The 18,907-nt window shown below is 70.5% G+C and carries 14 protein-coding genes; 11 read left to right on the forward strand and 3 right to left on the reverse strand.

Annotated elements, in window-relative coordinates; genetic code table 11:
* Window positions 1-6 precede the first annotated feature (6 nt).
* The gene (gene dxr / locus J2X55_RS07610; protein ID WP_309822739.1) at window positions 7-1,089 is read left to right on the forward strand and encodes a 1-deoxy-D-xylulose-5-phosphate reductoisomerase; all 1,083 of its coding nucleotides are present in this window, start codon (window positions 7-9) and stop codon (window positions 1,087-1,089) included.
* Between the two features lie 26 nt (window positions 1,090-1,115).
* Here the strand turns inward: dxr and J2X55_RS07615 are convergent, their stop codons facing one another.
* Window positions 1,116-2,780 carry a Mur ligase family protein gene (locus J2X55_RS07615; protein ID WP_210111084.1) on the reverse strand — a complete coding sequence of 555 codons (1,665 nt, stop codon included), beginning with the start codon at window positions 2,778-2,780 and terminating at the stop codon, window positions 1,116-1,118.
* Window positions 2,781-2,867: 87 nt separating this feature from the next.
* Between J2X55_RS07615 and J2X55_RS07620 the strand changes: the two genes are divergently transcribed.
* Window positions 2,868-4,184 (forward strand): RIP metalloprotease, encoded by a 1,317-nt coding sequence (locus J2X55_RS07620; RefSeq protein WP_115920180.1) that lies wholly within the window; start codon window positions 2,868-2,870, stop codon window positions 4,182-4,184.
* Window positions 4,185-4,242: 58 nt separating this feature from the next.
* On the opposite strand, the gene J2X55_RS07625 is transcribed toward J2X55_RS07620, so the two are convergent.
* The gene (locus J2X55_RS07625) at window positions 4,243-6,177 is read right to left on the reverse strand and encodes a chorismate-binding protein (protein ID WP_309822741.1); all 1,935 of its coding nucleotides are present in this window, start codon (window positions 6,175-6,177) and stop codon (window positions 4,243-4,245) included.
* 243 nt (window positions 6,178-6,420) lie between these two features.
* Between J2X55_RS07625 and ispG the strand changes: the two genes are divergently transcribed.
* From ispG to J2X55_RS07655, 6 genes are all read left to right on the forward strand, one after another.
* Complete coding sequence (gene ispG / locus J2X55_RS07630) at window positions 6,421-7,551, forward strand: flavodoxin-dependent (E)-4-hydroxy-3-methylbut-2-enyl-diphosphate synthase (RefSeq protein WP_056228466.1); 1,131 nt, start codon at window positions 6,421-6,423, stop codon at window positions 7,549-7,551.
* Between the two features lie 70 nt (window positions 7,552-7,621).
* Entirely contained in the window at window positions 7,622-8,806 is a 1,185-nt protein-coding gene (locus J2X55_RS07635) for a benzoate/H(+) symporter BenE family transporter (RefSeq protein WP_309822743.1), read from the forward strand.
* A 121-nt stretch (window positions 8,807-8,927) separates the two neighbouring features.
* The gene (locus J2X55_RS07640; RefSeq protein ID WP_181906548.1) at window positions 8,928-9,458 is read left to right on the forward strand and encodes an RNA polymerase sigma factor; all 531 of its coding nucleotides are present in this window, start codon (window positions 8,928-8,930) and stop codon (window positions 9,456-9,458) included.
* Window positions 9,455-10,594: a hypothetical protein gene (locus tag J2X55_RS07645; RefSeq protein WP_309822745.1), complete on the forward strand. Its 1,140-nt coding sequence runs from the start codon at window positions 9,455-9,457 to the stop codon at window positions 10,592-10,594. The genes J2X55_RS07640 and J2X55_RS07645 overlap by 4 nt, the downstream gene beginning before the upstream one ends.
* Before the next feature lie 79 nt (window positions 10,595-10,673).
* Window positions 10,674-12,470 carry a proline--tRNA ligase gene (locus J2X55_RS07650; protein WP_309822746.1) on the forward strand — a complete coding sequence of 599 codons (1,797 nt, stop codon included), beginning with the start codon at window positions 10,674-10,676 and terminating at the stop codon, window positions 12,468-12,470.
* Window positions 12,471-12,561: 91 nt separating this feature from the next.
* A complete protein-coding gene (locus J2X55_RS07655; protein WP_309822748.1) occupies window positions 12,562-13,383 on the forward strand; it encodes an aldo/keto reductase in 822 nt (273 codons plus the stop codon).
* 9 nt (window positions 13,384-13,392) lie between these two features.
* Here the strand turns inward: J2X55_RS07655 and J2X55_RS07660 are convergent, their stop codons facing one another.
* On the reverse strand, window positions 13,393-14,202 hold the full coding sequence (locus J2X55_RS07660; RefSeq protein ID WP_309822750.1) for a DUF1206 domain-containing protein: 810 nt from the start codon (window positions 14,200-14,202) through the stop codon (window positions 13,393-13,395).
* Between the two features lie 175 nt (window positions 14,203-14,377).
* Between J2X55_RS07660 and J2X55_RS07665 the strand changes: the two genes are divergently transcribed.
* The 3 genes from J2X55_RS07665 (at window position 14,378) to nusA (ending at window position 18,899) form a co-directional block, all read left to right on the forward strand.
* Window positions 14,378-16,873, forward strand: a complete 2,496-nt coding sequence (locus J2X55_RS07665) for a glycogen/starch/alpha-glucan phosphorylase (RefSeq protein ID WP_309822752.1) — start codon at window positions 14,378-14,380, stop codon at window positions 16,871-16,873.
* 136 nt (window positions 16,874-17,009) lie between these two features.
* Window positions 17,010-17,639, forward strand: a complete 630-nt coding sequence (locus J2X55_RS07670; protein ID WP_309822753.1) for an HD domain-containing protein — start codon at window positions 17,010-17,012, stop codon at window positions 17,637-17,639.
* A gap of 270 nt (window positions 17,640-17,909) precedes the next feature.
* On the forward strand, window positions 17,910-18,899 hold the full coding sequence (gene nusA / locus J2X55_RS07675; protein ID WP_115920201.1) for a transcription termination factor NusA: 990 nt from the start codon (window positions 17,910-17,912) through the stop codon (window positions 18,897-18,899).
* Window positions 18,900-18,907 lie beyond the last annotated feature (8 nt).

The raw sequence follows: 18,907 nt of genomic DNA on the forward strand, positions 1-18,907 counted from the left end.
GAGGACATGCGCCGCGTCCTCATCCTCGGTTCCACCGGTTCGATCGGGACGCAGGCGCTCGACGTCATCGCGAACAACGCCGACCGCTTCGAGGTCGTCGGCCTCGCCGCCGGCACCGACCGGGCCGGAGTCGAGGCGCAGGCAGCGGCGTTCGGGGTCGAGCACACGGCCCTGGGCGCCGTGGAGGCCGAGCAGCTCGTCCGCCACATCGAGGCCGACGTGGTGCTCAACGGCATCACCGGGTCGGTGGGGCTCGGCCCCACCCTCGCCGCTCTCGAGGCCGGGCGCACCCTCGCCCTCGCCAACAAGGAGTCGTTGATCGTCGGCGGCGAGCTCGTCACCGCTCTCGCGGCTCCGGGACAGATCGTTCCGGTCGACTCCGAGCACTCCGCGATCGCCCAGGCGCTGCGCTCCGGTCACGCCGGCGAGGTGCGTCGGCTTGTGCTCACGGCATCCGGTGGCCCCTTCCGCGGACGCGCGCGCGACGAACTGCAGAACGTCACCCCCGCCGAGGCCCTTGCTCACCCCACCTGGGACATGGGTCGCGTCGTCACGACGAACTCCGCGACGCTCGTCAACAAGGGGCTCGAGGTGATCGAGGCGCACCTGCTCTTCGACGTGGCGTACGACCGCATCGCGGTGACCGTGCACCCGCAGTCGATCGTTCACTCGATGGTCGAGTTCGTCGACGGCTCGACCATCGCGCAGGCGTCGCCGCCCGACATGCGCCTGCCGATCTCGCTTGGTCTCGACTGGCCGCACCGCATCGCCGGCGTCGGAGCCCCGCTCGACTGGACGCGCGCGTCGCAGTGGACGTTCGAGCCGCTGGACGAGAAAGCGTTCGGCTCGGTGGCCCTCGCCAAGAAGGTCGGCCGAGCGGGCGCCACGTACCCCGCCGTGTTCAACGCCGCGAACGAGCAGGCCGTCGACGCGTTCCACGAGGGGCGGTTGGGCTTCCTCGAGATCGTCGAGCTCATCGAGCGCGTCGTCGACCGTCACGAGCCCCCCGCGAAGCTCACCCGTGAGTCGCTCGCCGAGGCCGAGGCCTGGGCGCGGCGCACCGCGGACGAGATCATCGCGGCGCGATAAGCCCGGCGGGGCGGTGCCCGCCCGACTCAGGCGGGGAAGTCGACCGGGCGCTCGGGATCGGACGACGGGGTGCTGTCCGCGGGGTACGGCACCGGCCACTGCGGGTCGGGTACCGGCCACCCCGCCGCGCGCAGCGCGCGACGCGACAGCTCGCGCGCCGAATAGGGTGTCCGTACGCCGCGGATATCGCGGTAGTCCTGGTGACCGGGACCGGCCCAGAGGATCGCGTCTCCCTCTCCGACCAGCTTCACGGCCTCGAGGATCGCGCGCTCCGGCGGGGTGAATTCGAGGATCTGGGCATCGGGCCGCGCGCGTCGTGCCCCCTCGACGAGCACCTCGCGGATGGTGTCGGGGTTCTCGTGGCGCGGGTGGTGGTCGGTGACGACGAGGATGTCGCTGCCCTCGACGGCCGTGCGGCCCATGTCGTGGCGCTTGGTGGCGTCGCGGTCGCCGTCGGCGCCGAACACCATGACCACCTTGCCCGGCGTCACGCGTCGGACCGCGGCGAGGGTCTTCTCGAAGGCATCGGGGGAGTGGCCGAAGTCGACGTAGACCGCGGGGCCGTCGGCCCCCGAGACGAGCTGGGTGCGACCGGGCAGCGACGCCTCGATGTGCGAGCCGTCGAGCGTGCTGTAGAGGTGCTCCCAGGTGTACCCGGTCTCGAGCAGCATGACGATCGCCAGGCCCGCATTGGCCGCCATGTGCCGACCGATCACGGGGACGACGGTGGTGAGGGAGCGGCCCTTGCCGTCGCTGAGGGTGAACTCGGTGCCTTCCTGGCGCTCGTCGACGATCTCGACGGTCCAGTCGGCGGATGCCGCGGCGGCGGCGTTCTCGCTGATCGCCGGAGTGGCGATGGTCACGACCGGGATCTCGGCGCGCGCGGCGATCTCGGCACCGGACGCGGAGTCGAGGCAGACGACCCCGCGACGTGCGCGGTCGGGGCGGAAGAGCGGGAGCTTCGCCTCGAAGTACTCGCGCATGTCCGCGTAGTCGTCGAGGTGGTCGTGGGTGAGGTTCGTGAAGCCCGCGACATCGAAGACCAGGCCGTCGACGCGGTGGCGGGTGAGGGCCTGCGCGCTCACCTCGACCGCGACCGCCTGCACGCCGCGCTCGCGCATGAGGGCGAGCAGGGCGTGGAACTCGGAGGCCTCGGGGGTGGTCAGGCGCGAGACGATGACCTCGCCCGCGATGTGACGCTCGGCGGTCGAGGACAGGCCGGTGACGACGCCGAGCTGGCCGAGGATCCCCTCGAGCAGGTGCGAGACGCTCGTCTTGCCGTTGGTGCCCGTGGTCGCCAGCAGCTGGGGGAGCGCGTCGTCGGGCCCGGTGCCGTACACCCACGCCGACAGATCGCCGAGAAGAGCGCGGGGGTCTTCGACGACGACGATCGGGAGGCCCGCGGGGCCGGCGATCTCGGCACCCGCGTCGTCGGTGATGACCGCGACGGCCCCGCGTTCGGCGGCGGTGGGGGCGAATTCCGCCCCGTGGCGGTTCACCCCGCGGATGGCGACGAAGGCCTCGCCCGCGCGCAGATCGGCGGTGGCCAGCGTGATGCCGGTGAGGGTGGTCCCGTCGACGTCGCCCACGGTGCGGACGCCGTAGCGTCGGGCGAGTTCGGCGAGGTCGCGGCGCGGCGGGTTCTCCGGGCGGAGGACGGGCGGCAGGTTCGAGGCAGCGGCGGAGGACATCGAGCCCATTCTCTCATCCGGCGTCGCACAGGCACCGCATCGTCGCCGCACGGGCGGTTCAAAGGCGGGCGGCGGTATCGTCAGCGGGTGACTGCGATCGCGTTCCTCATCGGCGTCATCGTGCTCGTGCTCGGCCTGGCCGTCTCGATCGCGCTGCACGAGGTCGGGCACCTGCTGCCCGCCAAGCTCTTCGGCGTGCGCGTCGGCCAGTACATGATCGGTTTCGGACCGACGCTGTGGTCGAAGCGGATCGGTGAGACCGAGTACGGCCTGAAGGTGCTGCCCCTCGGCGGCTTCATCTCGATGGCCGGTATGTACCCGCCCGCACCCGAGGACGCCAAGCCCGGCACCAAACGCTCGCGCTTCTTCGCGACGATGGTCCAGGACGCCCGTGACGCGAACGCCGAGACGCTGATCGCCGCCGACGATCGGGTCTTCTACAAGCTGCCGGTGTACAAGCGCATCATCGTCATGCTCGGCGGCCCGATCATGAACCTCGTGCTCGCGGTGGTGCTTTTCACAATCGCGCTGAGCGGCATCGGCATCCAGCAGGGCACCACGACCGTCGCCTCGGTGTCGCAGTGCGTCATCCCGGCGAGCGAGGGCCGCACCGACTGCACCTCCAGCGATCCCGTCGCTCCGGCGGCCGCCGCCGGCATCCAGCCCGGTGATCGATTCGTCTCGATCGACGGCACCCCCGTCTCGACGTTCGCGGAGGCCGCCGCGATCATCCAGCGCTCGCCCGGTCAGCAGCTCTCGGTCGTCATCGACCGCGACGGCGCGCAGCGCACCGTGGACTTCACGCCCGCGACGACCGACCGCGCGGTCACCGACGCGAACGGTCGTCCCGTGGTGGACGCCTCTGGCGCCACGGAGTATCAGACCGTCGGATTCGCGGGCATCAGCCCGCAGAGCGCCCTGGTCCGTCAGCCGATCGGTACCAGCCTTGCGGCGACGGGGCAGTACATCGGCTCGGTCGCGCAGATCGTGTCGCAGTTCCCCGTGCGGATCTACGACGTCGCCGTCGACACGTTGAGCGGCCAGCCGCGTGACGCGAACAGTCCCATGAGCGTGGTCGGCGCCGGCCGTCTCGCCGGCGACATCGCCGCGGTCGACGCGCCGATCCTCGACCGCGTGCAGACGATGATCACGCTGCTGGGCGGCCTGAACATCGCGCTGTTCGTCTTCAACCTCATCCCGCTGCTGCCGCTCGACGGCGGTCACGTGGTCGTCGCGCTGTGGGACGGCATCAAGCGTCAGATCGCGCGCCTGCGCGGCAAGGTCGCCCGCCCCGTGGATGCCACGAAGCTCGTGCCCGTGACCTTCGTCGTCGTGATCCTGCTGGTGGCGACGGGTGGCGTGCTGTTCCTCGCCGACATCTTCAACCCGGTGCAGCTGCTGTAGCCGCGACCCGGGGGCTCGGCGTGCTCAGCCCCCTCCGCGGAAGAGACTGGGACCGCCGTCAGATCGCGTGCGCGATCAGGCGCTCGAGAGTCCGCATGCCGTCGCGCGACAGGATCGACTCGAGGTGCCCCTGCACGCTCGCGAAGGCGGGTCCGCGGAGGGCGTAGACGTCGCCGGTCGTCGGATCCGCGGCGACGTCGATCTCGAGGTCGGCGACCGGCGCATCCCCGCCGTAGGAGATCCCGCGGCGGTCGCCCGGGTTCACGCGCGCGGTGAACGTGTTGTAGAACCCGATCGAGGCGTCCTCCCCGAACACGTCCACGCTCTTCTGCAGGCCCTGGTGGGGCCGGTCCAGCGGCATGAGCTCGATGCCGAGGGAGTCGGCCAGGATCTGGTGGCTCAGGCACACGGCGAGCAGCGGATCGCGACGCGCGGTGCGGCGTCCGACGACGTGGCGCATCGCGCTCATGCGCGGGCTGTCGTCGCGCGGGTCACCGGGGCCGGGACCCGAGACGACCAGGTCTGCCGCGTCGATCTCGTCGTCCGACGCCTCGGACCAGTGCACGATCCGGGTGTCGAGGCCAAGGTGGCGAAGCTGGTGCGCGAGCATCGTGGTGAAGCGGTCCTCGGCATCCACGACGAGCGCCGTCCGGCCGGCGAAGGGTCCCGATCCGTCGGGGTCCTGCGGGTTCATCCAGAAGGGCGCCAGGCGATCGTTGCGGGATGCCAGCAGCTCCGCGATCGCGGGATCCTCGGCGAGCGGTCGTCGCGGGGTGGCGGGGGCATCGGCATCCGCCCCCTCGACAGCGGCGGGCACGTCACGGGGGATCGCGCCGATGGCGCCGAGCACCCCGGCGGCCTTGCCGTGGGTCTCGCCCACCTCGCCGTCGGGGTCGGAGTGGCGCACGAGCGTCGCCCCGACCGGGACCCGCAGACGCCCGTCGACCAGGTAGGCCGTGCGGATGAGGATCGGCGCGTCGAGGTCGTGCGTGGGGCCCTCGGTCGAGCCGTTCGGGGTGAACAGGGCCGCGACGCCGGAGTAGTAGCCGCGCGGAACGGTCTCGTGCCGAGCGATCACCGTGCACGCGTTCTGCATGGGGGAGCCGGTGACCGTGGGGGCGAACATCGTCTCGCGCAGGATGTCGCGGGGGTCGAGATCGCTCGAGCCGCGCAGCATGTACTCGGTGTGCGTCAGGCGCGACATCTCTTTGAGGTGCGGGCCGGTGATGCGGCCGCCGTCGCTGCAGACCGCGCTCATCATCTTGAGCTCCTCGTCGACGACCATGAAGAGCTCCTCGGTCTCTTTGGTCGAACGCAGGAAATCGGCGAGCGTGTCTGCGGTCGCCCCGCCCGCCGGGTGCCGGAAGGTTCCCGAGATGGGGTTCATCGTGACGATGCCGTCCTGGGCGCTCACGTGCGCCTCGGGGCTCGCGCCCACCGCGATGTGATCGGCGGTGACCACGGCGAAGGTCCAATAGGCGCCCTTCTCGTGCTCGAGCAGCGCCCGGAACCAGGTGAGCGCGGCGATCCGCGGGTCGACGTCGACACCCGCGACGAAGTCGCGACGGATCACGAAGTTCGCGCCCTCGCCGCGCCCGATCTCCTCGGCGATGACGCGGCGCACGATGGCGGCGTAGTCCTCGTCGGAGATGTCGAAGCCGGCGTCCGCGAGAGGCACGGGGGAGGAGGGGAGGGATGCCAGGGCCTCCGCCCGCGGCACCGAGACGCGCTCGCCGATCACCAGGCAGCGCAACGGCGCCCCGTCGTCGTGGCAGACGAAGCCGCGCTCGCGCACCTGTCGGTACGGCACGAGGGCGAGCACCTCGCGGGCGACGCCCTCGGCATCCGTCAGGGGGATGTCGGCCAGGAGCTCCACGTCGACGACGTCTCCCGTGAGGACTTCGACGGTCGCCCCGTCGCGGGCGATGAGAGCGAAGGGAGCGGAGCCTGCGGCGAGGTCCGTGAGCAGGGTGGAGGGGTCGAGCCCGGTCATCGAGAAGTCTTTCCGTCTGTGCTGATCGAGGATCCGTCGCGGCCGCCGAAAACACGAAGACCGCCCGGGTTCCCCAGGGGGAGGGCGGTCTGTTGCATGCGTGCGCACCGCCTAGACGGTGGGCCACCAGGATGTGTGAGCGCGCATGGCGCCGAACCTACCACAGCAGCCTCTCGGCCCCGGTTCAGGCACCGTACGGTGCGGGCGGCGTAGGCTGATCGCGTGCCTGCTGTGAACCTCGGAATGCCCCGCGTGCCGGAGACCCTCGCGCCCCGTCGCAAGACCCGCCAGATCCGCGTCGGCAAGGTCCTCGTGGGCGGCGACGCTCCCGTGAGCGTCCAGTCGATGACCACGACGCCCACGACCAACATCAACGCCACCCTGCAGCAGATCGCCGAGCTCACGGCATCCGGTTGCGAGATCGTGCGCGTCGCGGTGCCGTCGCAGGACGACGCCGACGTGCTGCACATCATCGCGAAGAAGAGCCAGATCCCGGTCATCGCCGACATCCACTTCCAGCCGAAATACGTCTTCCAGGCGATCGACGCCGGCTGCGGCGCGGTGCGCGTGAACCCGGGCAACATCCGCAAGTTCGACGACCAGGTCGGCGCGATCGCCAAGGCCGCGAAAGACGCCGGGGTGTCGCTCCGCATCGGTGTCAACGCCGGCTCGCTCGACCGCCGCCTGCTCGAGAAGTACGGCAAGGCCACGCCCGAGGCGCTCGTCGAGAGCGCCGTGTGGGAGGCCTCGCTGTTCGAGGAGCACGACTTCCACGACTTCAAGATCTCGGTCAAGCACAACGACCCGATCGTCATGGTGAAGGCCTACCGCCTGCTCGCCGAGCGGGGCGACTGGCCCCTGCACCTCGGTGTGACCGAGGCCGGACCCGCGTTCCAGGGCACGATCAAGAGCGCCACCGCGTTCGGCATCCTGCTCTCCGAGGGCATCGGCGACACGATCCGCGTCTCGCTGTCGGCGCCCCCGGCCGAAGAGGTCAAGGTCGGCCACCAGATCCTGCAGTCGCTCAACCTGCGCGAGCGCAAGCTCGAGATCGTCTCGTGCCCCTCGTGCGGCCGCGCGCAGGTCGACGTGTACACCCTCGCCGACGACGTCACCGAGGGCCTGAAGGACATGACCGTGCCGCTGCGCGTCGCCGTCATGGGCTGCGTCGTCAACGGCCCCGGTGAGGCGCGCGACGCCGACCTGGGTGTCGCGTCGGGCAACGGCAAGGGACAGATCTTCGTCAAGGGAGAGGTCGTCAAGACCGTGCCCGAGAGCGAGATCGTCGCGACCCTCATCGCCGAGGCCAACCGCCTCGCGGCCGAGATGGGTCCCGACGCCGCGACCGGCACCGCGCAGGTCATCACGGCCTGATCGGCCGGTCCTCCCGAGGGCGGTCGGACCGTCGGCGGTCGGCTGACGTTCCGATAGCGTCGGAAGTCTCATGACCGAGACTTCGACCGCCTCCCTCGCCCGCCCGCTCGTCGCCGGGGTCGTCACCGCCCTCGTCGGGTTCACCAGCACCTTCGCCGTCGTGCTCACGGGCCTGCGTGCCGTGGGGGCGACTCCCGCTCAAGCGGCCAGTGGGCTGCTCGCGATCACCCTCGTCGTCGGCATCGGCTGCATCGTCCTCGCCGGGCGCTACCGCATTCCGATCACCGTCGCCTGGTCGACCCCCGGCGTGGCCCTGTTGGCGGCAACCGGCGCCGTCGACGGCGGATGGCCGGCGGTGATCGGCGGCTTCCTCGTCTCCGCCGCGTTGATCCTGTGCACGGCGCTGTTCCCCCCGCTCGGCGCCCTCATCGCGCGCATCCCGGCCTCGATCGCGCAGGCGATGCTCGCCGGTGTCCTGCTGCCGCTGTGCGTGGCGCCGTTCGTCGGTCTCGTGAACGACCCCTGGGGCGTGGCTCCCGTGCTGCTGGTGTGGCTCGTGGCATCCCGATTCCTTCCCCGCTGGGCCGTGCCGCTCGCGTTCGTCGCGGCGATCGCGGTCGTGGCGGTGGAGTTGACCCGGACGGGAGTGGACGCGGACGCCGCGACCCTGCTGCCGCACCTGGAGTTCACCGCCCCCTCTCTCACGGTCGGCGCGGTCGTGGGCATCGCGGTGCCGCTGTTCGTGGTGACGATGGCGTCGCAGAACGTGCCCGGAGTCGCCGTGATGCGCAGCCTGGGCTACACGATCCCGTGGCGTCCAGCGATGCTCGTCACCGGACTCGGCTCGGCCGCCGCGGCCGGGTTCGGCGGGCACGCGATGAATCTCGGCGCGATCAGCGCGGCGATCGCGGCGGGGCCCGACGCGCACCCCGACCCGAAGAAGCGGTGGGTCGCGGGGGTGTCGGCCGGAGGCACCTACCTCGTCCTCGGCGCCCTGTCGGCCGCGTTCGCCGCGATCGTGCTGCTGGCCCCGGCGGGCGTCATCCCGGCGGTCGCGGGCGTGGCGCTCTTCGGCGCGTTCGGGTCGGCGATCCAGCAGGCGATCGACGACCCGGGCGAGCGGGTGCCCGCCGTGGTGACCTTCCTGGTCGCGGCCTCCGGGATCGCGGTGTTCGGGGTGAGCGCCGCGTTCTGGGCCTTGGTCGCGGGGCTCGTGGTGCGCGCGGTGCTGCACGTGGGGCGTCGGGCGGCCTGAGCCCCCGGCCTGACGACGGTCGCGTCGCCGTACGGCACGAACCTCGTGGACCGTCACCGTTTCGTTATCGATCTCGTCGCCGGAAAGGGAACCGATGGCGCCCCCGCGGACATTACCGAGTGTGGATGAAGACGACGCCGGGCTGTGGGACCGGGTACGCCAAGGCGACGAGCTCGCGCTCGCCGCGCTGTTCGATCGGCACGAGACGCGGCTGTTCCGCCATGCGTCACGGCTGCTGAGTCATCGGGAGGATGCGAAGGATGCCGTGACCGTGGCCTTCTTCGAGCTGTGGCGCAAGCGCGCCACGGTGCGTCTGGTCGATGGGTCTCCGCTGCCGTGGCTGCTGACGACGGTCGCGCACAGTGCCCGGAACCTGGAGCGGTCGAGCCGGCGCTATCGCGCCCTGCTTGACCGGGCCCCCGTCGCCGAGCGGGTGGTGGCCGATGCGCCGGACGACAGCGGCGTGCTTTCTGCGCTGAAGCGTCTGCCCGAGCGCGAGCAGGCGGTGGTGGTGCTGTCGGTGCTCGAGGGATACGCCGAGCGTGAGATCGCTCAGGCCCTCGGCATCCCGGCCGGAACGGTGAAATCGCGGCTCGCCCGCGCCAAAGCGAAGTTGCGCGACGAGCTCGCGCTGGAAGGGGCACGGGCATGAACGACGAACTGACGCCCTCCGAGCGCGCGGCCCTGCGCGCCCGCATCGTGGGCGGCGCCCACGACATCAAGCCCGTCGGGGCGCACCGCAACGCGTGGATCGCGGGTTCGGTGGCCGCGGCGATGGTGGTCGCGATCGCCGGGGGAGTGGCGGTGACCTCGACGCTCAGCGCGCCCGAGATCGCGACGACGCCGTCGCCGAGTGCGACCGTGACGGCGGCGCCCGTGCCGGTGCCGACCCCGACGGCGACGCCGACGCCGACGCAGGAGCCGGTGGTGCTGCCGCGGGGGTCCGCGCCGTTCGATGGGGCGTGCGACAACGCGATCGACGGAGCCGACCTCGACGCTGCCGCCGGCATGAAGATGGGGAGGGTCGGGCCGGACTGGATCGACAGTGCCGCCACCGTTCGCGGTGGCATCGAGTGCCTCTGGTACTCCTCCGAGGAGTACTCTGCGGCTTTCGTCGAGGTGGGTGTCTTCCCCGACGGGCAGCAGCCGACGAACCCGGCGTTGGTCCAAGATCCCGGATGCCGCGACAACTACGGCAGGTTGCTCTGCATCCGGCAGGGTGCTGCCGAAGGTATGACCGCGTGGGTCCGCGTCAGCAGCGTTCACGGAGACGTCGTGTCGGCGGGTGCGGACCGTGTGCTCGATGCCGTGCTCTCGCGGGTCAGCCGGTATCCGGTCGGCGTGGCGGCGACGGCGCTTCCGACCTGGTGGTCTGCGCCGGACTGCGCGCGCCTGGCAGAGGTCATCGACGCCGAGAGCCTGTCCCTTCCTGACGTGACTGTCGAGAAGGTCGACGCGACCTCCGGGCGCGACGGGGCGTGCCGGATCGACGCACCCTCCGAGGACATCTATGCGTCGTGGAGCGCCACGATGTCCGTCATCGGGGGCGGCGCGGTGAACGTTCCGAGCATCATCGCGGCGGGAGGCCAGAGGACGGATGTGGCCGGGGCCGCGGAGGCCTACTGGGTTTCGTGGCACGACGGGATCGACGGGGGCGGAAGCGAGGTCCTCGCCGTGAGTGACGGTGAGAACCTGCTCCTCGTGGACGTTCCCTTCAACCTCCTGCCCGCCGGTGGCGACCTGCCCCGCGCGACGACGATCGCGCAGAAGGTCCTCCCCCTCCTGTGATCACGGGGCCTCGCCGTCGATGGGCGGCGAGGCCCCCGGCATCCGCCCCTCCCACCCCCGCGCCCTAGACTCGACTCTCGTGGTCACCCGTCTGTCGAACTATTTCCTCCGCACGCTTCGCGAAGACCCCTCGGATGCCGAGGTCACGAGCCATCGCCTGCTCGTGCGCGCCGGCTACATCCGTCGCAACGCCCCGGGCGTCTTCGCGTGGCTGCCGCTGGGTCTGAAGGTCAAGGCCAAGATCGAGAAGATCGTCCGCGACGAGATGGCGAACGCGGGAGCGTTCGAGGTGCACTTCCCGGCGCTGCTGCCGCGTGAGCCCTACGAGGTCACCGGGCGCTGGGAGGAGTACGGCGACGCGCTGTTCCGCCTGCAGGACCGAAAGGGCGCCGACTACCTGCTCGCGCCGACGCACGAAGAGATGTTCACCCTGCTGGTGAAGGATCTGTACTCGTCGTACAAGGATCTGCCGCTGACGATCTACCAGATCCAGGACAAGTACCGCGACGAGGCCCGTCCCCGCGCCGGGCTCCTGCGCGGCCGCGAGTTCACCATGAAGGACGCGTACTCGTTCGACGCGACGGATGCCGGACTCGACGCGTCGTACCAGGCTCAGCGCGACGCCTACGAGCGCATCTTCACCCGCCTGGGACTGGAGTACGTCATCGTGGCCGCCGATGCGGGGGCGATGGGCGGGTCGAAGTCCGAGGAGTTCCTGCACCCGACGCCGATCGGCGAGGACACCTTCGTGCGCTCCGCCGGCGGCTACGCGGCCAACGTGGAGGCGTTCACCACGGTCGTCCCCGATGCCCTCCCCATCGAGGGCCAGCCCGAGCCTGTCGTCTTCGACTCGCCGAACACCCCGACGATCGCGACCCTCGTCGACCACTCGAACGCGCACCTCGACGCCCCCGCCCCCGGTATCGCCGGTCCCGCGACGGCCGAGGCGACCGCGTGGACCGCGGCGCACACGCTGAAGAACGTCGTGCTCGCCCTGACGCACCTCGACGGCACGCGTGAGCTCGTCGTCGTCGGCCTGCCCGGCGACCGCGACGTCGACGACAAGCGCGTCGAGGTCGCCTTCGCCCCGGCCGAGGTCGAAGCGGCCACAGAGGCGGACTTCGTGAAGAACCCGCTGCTGGTCAAGGGCTACATCGGCCCGTGGTCGCCCACCGGTGCCGTGCTGGGCGAGGAGTCGGCGACGAAGATCCGCTACTACCTCGACCCCCGCGTGGTCGACGGCACGGCGTGGATCACCGGCGCCAACGTCGATCAGAAGCACGTGCACTCGCTCGTCGCCGGGCGCGACTTCGTCAGCGACGGCTTCGTCGAGGTCTCGACGGTGCGCGAGGGCGACCCCGCCCCCGACGGCTCCGGCCCCGTGGAGCTCGCGCGCGGTATGGAGATCGGCCACGTCTTCCAGCTGGGGCGCAAGTACGCCGAGGCCCTGGGCCTGAAGGTGCTGGATGAGAACGGAAAGCTCGCCACCGTCACGATGGGTTCGTACGGCATCGGCGTCACCCGCATCCTCGCGATCATCGCCGAGCTCAACAACGACGCCAAGGGGCTCATCTGGCCCTCCTCGGTCGCACCGTTCGACGTGCACGTGGTGGCCACCGGCCGCGACGCCATGGCGTTCGAGCTCGCCGCCTCCGTCTCGGAGCAGCTCGAGGCGGCCGGCCTCGACGTGCTCTACGACGACCGTCCGAAGGTCTCGCCGGGCGTGAAGTTCGGCGACGCCGAGCTCGTCGGCATCCCGCGCATCCTCATCGTCGGCCGCGGCGCGGCCGAGGGCCAGGTCGAACTGTGGGACCGCCGCACGGGCGAGCGCGAGACGGTGTCGGTCGACGACGCCCTCGCGGCGCTCACGCGCTGACGGCTGCTCGAGAACGGCACCCCGCGCGCGCAAGCGCAAGGGGTGCCGTTCCGTCGTCTGGGCGGGCGCAGGCTTCGCTAGCGTGGATGCCATGATCTCGGCTCCCCGCCTGCCCCTGTCCGACGGCTCGTCCATTCCCCAGCTGGGGATCGGCACGTACAAGGTGCCCACCGACGTGACGGCCGGTCTGGTCGAGGGGGCGCTCGCCGCCGGCTATCGGCACATCGACACGGCCGCGCTCTACGGCAACGAGGCCGAGGTGGGCGAAGGCCTGCGCGCCTCGGGCCTGGACCGCGACGACGTCTTCGTCACCACGAAGGTCTGGAACGACGACCAGGGATTCGACGAGACGCTCCGCGCCTTCGACACGAGCATCGCGAAGCTCGGTGTGGACCGCGTCGACCTGTACCTCATCCACTGGCCCATTCCCAGCGCCGATCGCTACGTCGACACCTGGCGGGCCCTCCAGCGCCTGCAGCAAGAGGGGCGTGCCACCTCGATCGGCGTGAGCAACTTCTCGGTGCCGCACCTCGAGCGTCTGCGTGACGAAACCGGCGTGCTCCCCGCGGTGAACCAGGTCGAGCTGCACCCGCGCTTCCCGCAGGACGCGCTCGTCGACTGGCACGACGCGCACGAGATCGTCACCGAGTCGTGGGCACCGCTCGCCCGCGGGGGCCTGCTGGACGAACCCGTGCTCGCGCGTATCGCCGAGCGCCACGGCAAGACTCCCGCGCAGGTGGTGGTGCGCTGGCACCTCGATCGAGGTCTCGTCGTGTTCCCCAAGTCGGTGTCGCTCGACCGCATCCGCGAGAACGGCGACGTGTTCGACTTCACGCTCGACGCCGACGACCACGAGGCGATCGCGACCCTCGACACGGGGGAGCGCACCGGTCGCGATCCCGATCTCGACTGAGTCGGGACGTCAGGCGTCGAGGCGCGCGTAGCGGGCGCGGAACACGGTGAAGACGCCGTAGGCGACGAACCCGAGCCCGACGAGCGATGCGAGCACGGGTCCGGCCGGAAGCGCGACGACCGCCGAGGTCGCCCCGTCGAGACCGCCCGCCGTGTCGGGCTCGACGGTGATCGCGGCGAGGAGCACGAGCACGCCCACGACGATCAGCGCGACGCCCTTCGCCACGAAGCCGACGACTCCGAGAGTGGTGAGGGCGAAGCCCGCGGGCCCGTGGGGCGAGCGCACCTTCGAATGGAACGACCGTCGCAGGCCCATCCAGACGAAGCCGATTCCGACGCCGGCGACCGCGAGGCCCACCACTCCGAGCACGAAACCGCCGATGGGCCACGACAGCACGCCCTCGCTCAGGCTCTCCGCCGCCTGTTCGGCGCGCGGGCGGGCCCCCAGAGCGACGGATGCCGACACCACACCGATCGCGATGAAGAGCAGGCCCTGCGGCGCTTCGGTGAAGATCCGCCCCACGCGGCGCCACACCGTGAGGCGCCGCGGCGCGAACGCCTGCAGCAGGTGCCAGGCGCCCAGGGCGACGAGCCCGACCGCGAGAGCCCAGAGCGCTGCGGCTCCCAGCGGTGCGGCCGCGAGCGCGCGGAAGGCGCCCGTCTGGTCGCTGTCCTCCTGTGCGCCGAAACCCACCGCGATCACGAGCCCGCCGATCAGCAGATGCAGGATGCCGTTGGCCGCATACCCCGCGCGCGCGGTGACCCGGAACGCGGGGTTGGCCTCCGCTTCACGGGCGGCGGTGCGAGCGGAGGAGGTCACCTCGGAACCGTATGCCGATTCGCCTGCGAGCGACAATCGGTTGCGAACGGGACCTCGCCGTGCGCTCGCGCGCGTCGGCCCGCACGGAGGTGCTCGTGCGGCGAACGGGTGAAGATCCTGTGTCGTTGCGGTTGCCGCCTTGGCAGTGGGGGGCGCTTCTGTCTACGGTCGGATCGTGCCCGAGAACACCTCAGAGCTGCGTCCCACCCATCCGCTGGCCATCGCGCCCGTCGTCGCCCCCGCGGCCTCCGTCGACGGCTTCGCGAAACAGTTCCTGCAGAACCTGAACTTCGACCGGGGCGTGACGCTGTCGACCTCCGACGTCAACGACCAGTACCTCGCCCTCGCCTATACGGTGCGCGACTACCTCATGGCGCGCTGGTTCGACGATCGGGCGCAGCAGAAGACGCAGCAGGCCAAGACCGTCTGCTACCTGTCGGCCGAGTACCTGTTGGGTCGACAGCTCGACAACAACCTGCTCGCGGCGCGTCTGACCGACATCGCCACCGAGGCCCTCGCGCAGTGCGGCATCGACATCGACGACCTGCGTCAGGTCGAGATCGAGCCCGGGCTCGGCAACGGCGGCCTCGGGCGTCTCGCCGCGTGTTTCATCGACTCGCTCGCCACCATGAGCGTGCCGACGATCGGGTACGGCATCCGCTACGAGTACGGCATCTTCCGCCAGGCCTTCGCCGACGGTCAGCAGATCGAGCAGCCCGACGCCTGGCTGCGCATGGGTTCGCCGTGGGACTTCGCCCACCCCGAGGCCGCGCAGACCATCTCGTTCGCCGGCACGACCGAGACCTATGACGACGACGGCGTCGAGCGCACCCGCTGGGTCCCCGAGTGGAACGTGCTCGCGGTGCCCTACAACATGATGGTCCCGGGCTATCACAACGGTCGCGTGAACACCCTGCGCCTGTGGCGCGCGGTCGCCACGAACGCGTTCGACCTGCACACCTTCAACTCCGGCGACTACGTCGAGTCGGTGCGCGCGCAGACCTTCGCCGAGAACATCTCGAAGGTGCTGTACCCGGAAGACTCCACGCCTCAGGGCAAAGAACTGCGTCTGCAGCAGCAGTACTTCTTCGTCGCGGCATCCATCGCCGACTTCATCGAGAACGTGCTGCCCGACGACTTCGACCTCGAGAAGCTCCCCGAGCGCGTGATCTTCCAGCTCAACGACACGCACCCCGTCATCGGCGTGCCCGAGCTGATGCGCGTCCTCGTCGATGAGAAGAAGCTCGACTGGGATGCCGCGTGGGCCATCACGCAGAAGTGCTTCGCGTACACGTGCCACACGCTGTTGCCCGAGGCCCTCGAGGTCTGGTCGGTCGACCTGCTGGGCCGGCTGCTGCCCCGCCACCTCGAGATCATCTACCGCATCAACGACGCGTTCCTGCTCCAGGTCCGCGAGCGTTTCGGTGACGACGAGCTGCTCATCCGCAACATGTCGATCATCGGCGAGCACCCCTACCGCTCGGTGCGCATGGCCTACCTCGCCACGGTCGCGGGCTCGAAGGTCAACGGTGTCGCCGAGCTGCACTCGCAGCTGCTGCGCGACAACGTGCTCAAGGACTTCGCCGCCATGTGGCCCGACAAGTTCACGAACGTCACCAACGGGGTCACGCCCCGCCGCTTCCTGCGCCTGGCGAACCCCGACCTCTCGGCGCTCATCACCGAGGCCCTGGGTGCCGGGTGGACCGTCGACCTCGAGCGCCTCCGCGGGCTCGAGGCCCTGGCCGACGACGCGGATTTCCGCGAGCGTTTCGCCGCGGTGAAGGCCTCGAACAAGCGTCGACTGAGCCGCGTGCTCGAGGCGCGCGGAGAGACCCCGCTCGACGACGGTCATCTGCTCGACGTCATGATCAAGCGCCTCCACGAGTACAAGCGGCAGACGCTCAAGGTCCTGCACATCGTCAGCACGTACGAGGGCATCGTGTCGGGTCGTCTCGACGTCGCCGACGTGCAGGCGCGGACGTTCCTCTTCGGCGCCAAGGCCGCCCCCGGCTACGGCATGGCCAAGCGCATCATCCACCTGATCAACGCCGTCGGCGAGGTCGTGAGCGCCGACGAACGCGTGCAGGGCAAGCTCACGGTGCTCTACCCCGCGAACTACAACGTCACCCTCGCCGAGAGCATCATCCCCGCCGCCGACCTCTCGGAGCAGATCTCGCTCGCCGGCAAGGAGGCATCGGGCACGGGCAACATGAAACTCGCGCTCAACGGCGCCCTCACCATCGGAACCGACGACGGAGCGAACGTCGAGATCCGCCGGCTCGTCGGCGACGACAACTTCTTCCTCTTCGGCATGAGCGAGCCCGAGGTCGAGGCCCTGTGGGCCGAGGGCTACCGCCCCGCGGACTTCTACCAGAAGGACGAGCGGCTGCGCAGCGCGATCGACCTGATCGCGTCGGGTGCGTTCTCGGGCGGAGACCGCACGGTCTTCGAGCCCCTCGTGTCCAACCTGCTGTACGAAGATCGGTTCATGGCGCTCGCCGACTTCTCGACGTACCTCGAAGCCCAGGACCGCGTCGACGCCGCCTACGCCGACCAGGACGCGTGGGTCCGCTCGGCGATCCTCAACGTCGCGCGCAGCGGGTACTTCTCGTCCGACCGCGCCATGCGCGACTACCTCGACCGCATCTGGCACGCCACCCCGGTGCAGTGAGCGATCCCGGATGCCGCGACCTCGGGCCGCGGCATCCGGAACGCCCTGGCAGGAAGGCGACGGCGACTGACCGTCGGGGCCCTGACGCACGCGGCGCTCGTGCGCGAGAGTGAAGGGACCCGAACCCGGAGGCCCCGTGCAGATCGCAGATTTCCCCGTGCCCGACACCGCCGCCGCCCGCGGGGCTCTCGCCCTGGCGAGGGAGTACCAGTCGCCGGCGATCACCGCGCACGCCGTGCGCTCGTGGCTGTGGGCCGAGGCCTTCGCCGTGGTCGACGGCATCGCGGGCATCGACCGCGAGCTGCTCTACGTCGCGGCCGTCCTGCACGACATCGGCACGGTGACCGCGTTCGACAATCACACGCTGTCGTACGAGCACGCCGGCGGCCACGTCGGCGTGGCCCTGACCGCCGGTGCGGGGTGGGGGCGCGAGCGACGCGAACGCGTCCTGGAGGTCATCGTGCGCCACAACTGGCCGAGCGTGGATCGATCGATGGATGCCGAGGGTTATCTGCTCGAGACCGCGACGGGACTCGACATCTCGGGCGCGCGACCCGACGCCCTGCCCGCGTCGTTCGTGCGGGAGGTGCTCGCCGCCCACCCGCGCGGGGCACTCGCCGCGGAGTTCGGGGCGTGCGTGGTCGATCAGGCGCGGCGCAAGCCCGACACGGCTGCCCGCCGACTGGTCGAGGGGGGAGTCGTGTCGAAGCTCGCGGCGAACCCGCTCGAGCCGGCCGCCCGTACCGTTGGTGCACCGAATTCCTGAGACCCGCACCGTTCGCGCCGCAATACGCGTCGCTGCCGCGGCCCGCGCGTGGAGTGACCGTCACTTCTCAGGAGTTCGGTACGCAGCGGCGCGCACGTCCGCGCGCCCTGGCCGCCGCGAGGACTCCCCGACCCCGCCGCAGCCGCGAACTGCCTGTGCGATGGCACCCGCGACCGCTTCCCGGGTCGCGAGGGGCACGGCATCCCGGGTATCGTAGGGGGGTTGTCGGCGCCGGTCGCGTCGACGAGAGCTGAATAACGGAGGGCCCTTGTGGACATCGATCTCGCACTTCTGAAGACGATCGAACGCGAGAAGGAGATCCCCTTCGATGAACTCGCGCGCATCATCGAGCAGGCGATCCTGACCGCCTACGCCAAGCACATCTCGCCGAGCGGCGAGATCCCGGCGGGCGCTCGCGCTTCCCTCGACCGCAAGACCGGTCACGTGGGCATCTTCACGCCCGTCACCGACGACGAGGGCGCCGTCATCGGCGAAGAGGAGCAGGCTCCCGACGACTTCGGTCGTATCGCCGCGTTCGCCGCCAAGCAGGTCATCAGCCAGCGTCTGCGCGACATCGCCGACGACGCCGTACTGGGGGAGTTCAAGGGCAAAGAGGGCGACATCGTCGCCGGCGTCGTCCAGCAGGGTCCCAACCCGCGCATGGTGCACGTCGACCTCGGCACCGTCGAGGCCATCCTCCCGCCCGAGGAGCAGGTGCCCGGCGAGACCTACGCGCACGGTTCGCGCTTGCGCGTCTACGTCACCAGCGTCTCCAAGGGCAACAAGGGCCCGCAGATCACCGTGTCCCGCACCCACCCGGGACTGGTCCGCAAGCTCTTCGCCCTCGAGGTCCCCGAGATCGCCGCGGGCCTGGTCGAGATCGTCTCGCTCGCTCGCGAGGCCGGCCACCGCTCCAAGATCGCCGTCCAGGCGACTGACCCGACGGTCAACGCCAAGGGTGCCTGCATCGGCGAGCTCGGCCGCCGCGTGCGCGCTGTGACCGAAGAGCTCTCGGGCGAGAAGATCGACATCATCGACTACGACGCCGAGCTGCCGCGTTTCGTCGCGAACGCCCTCTCGCCGGCGAAGGTCACCTCGTCGTTCGTCCTGGATGCCACGACCAAGGCCGTCCGCGCGCTCGTGCCGGACTACCAGCTGTCGCTGGCGATCGGCAAAGAGGGTCAGAACGCTCGTCTGGCCGCCAAGCTGACCGGCGCGAAGATCGACATCCAGCCCGACAGCATCCTCGAAGACAACTGAACGTCCGA

Source organism: Microbacterium sp. 1154, assembly GCF_031455375.1.
Taxonomy (GTDB): domain Bacteria; phylum Actinomycetota; class Actinomycetes; order Actinomycetales; family Microbacteriaceae; genus Microbacterium.

Bases quoted from the DNA above. Each gene is read 5' to 3' on its own strand.
- ispG (WP_056228466.1), top strand. From the start codon at position 6,421: ATGCCCCGCGTGCCGGAGACCCTCGCGCCCCGTCGCAAGACCCGCCAG.
- J2X55_RS07625 (WP_309822741.1), bottom strand. From the start codon at position 6,177: ATGACCGGGCTCGACCCCTCCACCCTGCTCACGGACCTCGCCGCAGGC.
- J2X55_RS07645 (WP_309822745.1), top strand. From the start codon at position 9,455: ATGAACGACGAACTGACGCCCTCCGAGCGCGCGGCCCTGCGCGCCCGC.
- dxr (WP_309822739.1), top strand. From the start codon at position 7: ATGCGCCGCGTCCTCATCCTCGGTTCCACCGGTTCGATCGGGACGCAG.
- J2X55_RS07635 (WP_309822743.1), top strand. From the start codon at position 7,622: ATGACCGAGACTTCGACCGCCTCCCTCGCCCGCCCGCTCGTCGCCGGG.
- J2X55_RS07655 (WP_309822748.1), top strand. From the start codon at position 12,562: ATGATCTCGGCTCCCCGCCTGCCCCTGTCCGACGGCTCGTCCATTCCC.
- J2X55_RS07615 (WP_210111084.1), bottom strand. From the start codon at position 2,780: ATGTCCTCCGCCGCTGCCTCGAACCTGCCGCCCGTCCTCCGCCCGGAG.